Raw genomic sequence first — 3,294 nt, forward strand, 5'->3', positions numbered from 1 at the left:
CCCCTGTAGGAGCCGGCTTGCTGGCGATCCAGGCGACGCGGTCTGTCAATTGAACCGCGTCGCACGCATCGCCAGCAAGCCGGCTCCTACAGAGGGCGCGGCGTTTCCCGAGATAGCGGTGATTCGCGGATTGGTTGGAAGATCACATCTCGCGCACATCCCGCATCAACAACCCGAAGCGCAAATCCACCGCATCCGGAATCGGCAGGTACACGGTGTGCCCATCCCCCGGCGCGACATCGATGGGCTGGCCTTTGACGTTCTGCAACTGATGCAAATCGAAGTGGAAGTTGCCCTTGGGCGTCATCAGTTCCATGTGATCGCCCAGGCCAAAACGGTTCTTCACTTTGACTTCCGCCAGCCGGTCACGCCGCTCGCCGGTCAATTCGCCGACAAATTGCTGTCGCTCCGACACTGAGCTGCCGTTCTGATAATTCTGATATTCGTCATGCACGTGACGGCGTAGAAAACCTTCGGTGTAACCGCGCTGGGCGAGGGATTCCAGATCGGTCATCAGGCCCCGGTCGAAGTCGCGACCGGCCACCGCATCGTCGATCGCCCGGCGGTAAACCTGAGTGGTGCGCGCGCAGTAAAAGTGAGATTTGGTCCGGCCTTCGATTTTCAGCGAATGCACGCCCATCTGCGTCAGGCGCTCGACGTGCTGTACGGCGCGCAGGTCCTTGGCGTTCATGATGTAGGTGCCGTGTTCGTCTTCGAAGGCCGGCATCAGTTCGTCGGGGCGGTTGGCTTCCTGCAACAGGAACACTTGATCGGTGGGCGCGCCGATCCCCAGCGTCGGTTCGGGCTGGAAGGTCTGCACGATGTCGCCGAGCAGATTTTCCGTGGCTTCTTGCGCCGAGTACTTCCAGCGACAGGCATTGGTGCAACTGCCCTGATTGGCATCGCGTTTGTTCATGTAGCCCGACAGCAGGCAGCGGCCGGAATAGGCCATGCACAACGCGCCGTGGACGAACACTTCCAGCTCCATGGCAGGCACTTGCTGGCGGATTTCGGCGATTTCTTCCAGGGACAGTTCCCGCGACAGGATGATCCGGCTCAAGCCTTGTTGTTGCCAGAACTCGACACTCGCCCAGTTGACCGTGTTGGCTTGCACCGACAGGTGGATCGGCATCTGCGGGAAGTGCCGACGCACCAGCATGATCAGGCCTGGGTCGGACATGATCAGCGCGTCCGGCGCCATGGCAATCACCGGCTCCAGGTCCTTGAGGAAGGTTTTGAGTTTGGCGTTGTGCGGGGCGATGTTCACCACCACGTAAAAGCGCTTGCCCTGGGCCTGGGCCTCGCGAATGCCGAGCGCGAGGTTGGCGTGATCGAACTCGTTGTTGCGCACCCGCAGGCTGTAGCGAGGCTGACCGGCGTACACCGCGTCGGCGCCATAGGCGAAGGCATAACGCATGTTTTTCAGGGTGCCGGCGGGGGCGAGCAGCTCAGGTGTGAAAAGGGTCATGGGCGGGTCGATCGCAAAAGCCGGCGAGGATAATCGGCATGCCCGTGGCATTCATTGATCTGGATCTATGCTTGATGAACAAACGGATGGCACTCGCGCGAACCGTGGCGGACTAAGCATCAGGACGGCTCTTGGTACAAGGGCCTGTGCCCTGCGGACTGACATGGATCGGACATGAACGAAGAGAAGGTACAAGACAAATCACTGGTGATTTTGCTGGGGTTGGTGACCGCCGCGTTTATCTGGATTTTGCTGCCGTTCTACGGCGCGGTGTTCTGGGCGGTGATCCTCGGCATTCTCTTCGCGCCGTTGCAGCGGCGACTGCAACTGAAGTTCGGTTGGGAGCGCAACCTGACGTCAATGCTGACATTGAGCATTTGCATGGTCATTGCGATCCTGCCGGTGATCGTCCTCAGTATTCTGCTGGTCCAGGAAGGGGCGGCGCTTTACAAGAGCATCGAAAGCGGCGAGCTGGACATCGCGGGGTACATCACGCATTTCAAACACAGCCTGCCTCCGTACTTCCAGCACTTGCTCGATCGCGCCGGGATCGGTGAGCTGGAGGGGCTGCGGGAGAAAATCATCAAGAGTGCGGTGACGGGCAATGAGTTCATCGCCAACAAAGCCTTCAGTTTCGGTCAGGGTACGTTTGATTTCGTGGTGGGTTTTTTCATCATGCTGTACCTGTTGTTCTTCTTTTTGCGCGACGGTGCAGAACTGGCGCGCAAAGTGCGCGCCGCCGTGCCGCTGGAAGAACACCAGAAGCGCCGTTTGCAGCTCAAGTTCAACCGCGTGGTGCGCGCCACGGTGAAGGGCAACCTTTTTGTGGCGATCACTCAAGGCGCATTGGGCGGTTTTATTTTCTGGTTTCTGGACATCCCGAGCTCGTTGCTCTGGGCGGTGTTGATGGCGTTTCTGTCGCTGTTGCCAGCGGTCGGCGCAGGGATTGTCTGGGCGCCGGTGGCCGCATTTTTCCTGTTCAGCGGGGCGATCTGGCAGGGAGTGGTGCTGGGGCTGTTCGGGGTGTTTGTGATTGGCCTGGTGGACAACGTGCTGCGCCCGATCCTGGTGGGCAAGGACACGAAGATGCCGGACTATCTGATCCTCATCTCGACCCTCGGCGGCCTGGCGATTTTCGGGCTCAATGGCTTTGTCATCGGACCGTTGATCGCCGCGCTGTTTATGTCGAGCTGGGCGATTTTCATGGAAACCAAACCGCGGGTGCAGTTGCCTTAGGCGCTGAGTCGGCCGGCGTCGAAGCTCTGTGACAGTGCCTTGGCGGCGGTCAGCGATGGCAGCGGACCGCTGATTTGTTCACCGTCCTGGACCAGATACCAACAGGCGAGCAATCCTAGCTCTCTAAGCGAGGCGGGAACGGCGCTGCCAATAACGGACATGATTTGAACCTGGGACATAAGTACCTCCATCAATCTATGGAGCTACCTTACGGGTCTGCTGCGCGAACGAACAATCATCGCTTTCGATAGTCGACATTGACGGCAGCGGGTGCAAATGACCGTCTGTCGGTCAGTCGACCACCAGGTCCAGCATATGGACCACTTCCTGTTCGTTGAGCAGGCCTTTTCGCACAAGGTTTTCGGCCAGCAGCGAAAGAAATTTGGCGCTGCGATGACCTTCCAGGTGCTTGAGTTCGGTCAGGGCGTTGTAGACCTTGCTGGAGGTGCACAAACCGAGGTTGCGGTGCGGGTTTTGTGTGGGCATGTGGTCGTCCTTGTTGTTATCAACCTGTTGTTGGCGGACAGGTCCGAGCTTGCGGACCTGACATGACATAAATATGACCGTGTTCCCCAAGGTGGGGGGGAGGG

Annotated in this window: 4 protein-coding genes; 1 reads left to right on the top strand and 3 read right to left on the bottom strand. The window is 59.0% G+C overall.

The window, feature by feature from the left end; genetic code table 11:
- Positions 1-142: 142 nt before the first annotated feature.
- A complete protein-coding gene (gene yegQ, locus KGB24_RS28485; protein ID WP_008033673.1) occupies positions 143-1,468 on the bottom strand; it encodes a tRNA 5-hydroxyuridine modification protein YegQ in 1,326 nt (441 codons plus the stop codon).
- 174 nt (positions 1,469-1,642) lie between these two features.
- On the opposite strand from yegQ, the gene KGB24_RS28490 reads away from it, so the two are divergent.
- On the top strand, positions 1,643-2,704 hold the full coding sequence (locus KGB24_RS28490; RefSeq protein WP_223414008.1) for an AI-2E family transporter: 1,062 nt from the start codon (positions 1,643-1,645) through the stop codon (positions 2,702-2,704).
- Here the strand turns inward: KGB24_RS28490 and KGB24_RS28495 are convergent.
- Together KGB24_RS28495 and KGB24_RS28500 are read right to left on the bottom strand one after the other, a co-directional pair.
- A complete protein-coding gene (locus KGB24_RS28495; protein ID WP_008033676.1) occupies positions 2,701-2,883 on the bottom strand; it encodes a hypothetical protein in 183 nt (60 codons plus the stop codon). The two genes, KGB24_RS28490 and KGB24_RS28495, sit on opposite strands and share 4 nt — an antisense overlap.
- Positions 2,884-2,995: 112 nt before the next feature.
- The gene (locus KGB24_RS28500; RefSeq protein WP_008033677.1) at positions 2,996-3,190 is read right to left on the bottom strand and encodes a hypothetical protein; all 195 of its coding nucleotides are present in this window, start codon (positions 3,188-3,190) and stop codon (positions 2,996-2,998) included.
- Positions 3,191-3,294: the final 104 nt, after the last annotated feature.

It is taken from the genome of Pseudomonas sp. BF-RE-25, assembly GCF_019956105.1.
In the GTDB taxonomy this organism is placed as follows: Bacteria; Pseudomonadota; Gammaproteobacteria; order Pseudomonadales; family Pseudomonadaceae; genus Aquipseudomonas; species Aquipseudomonas migulae.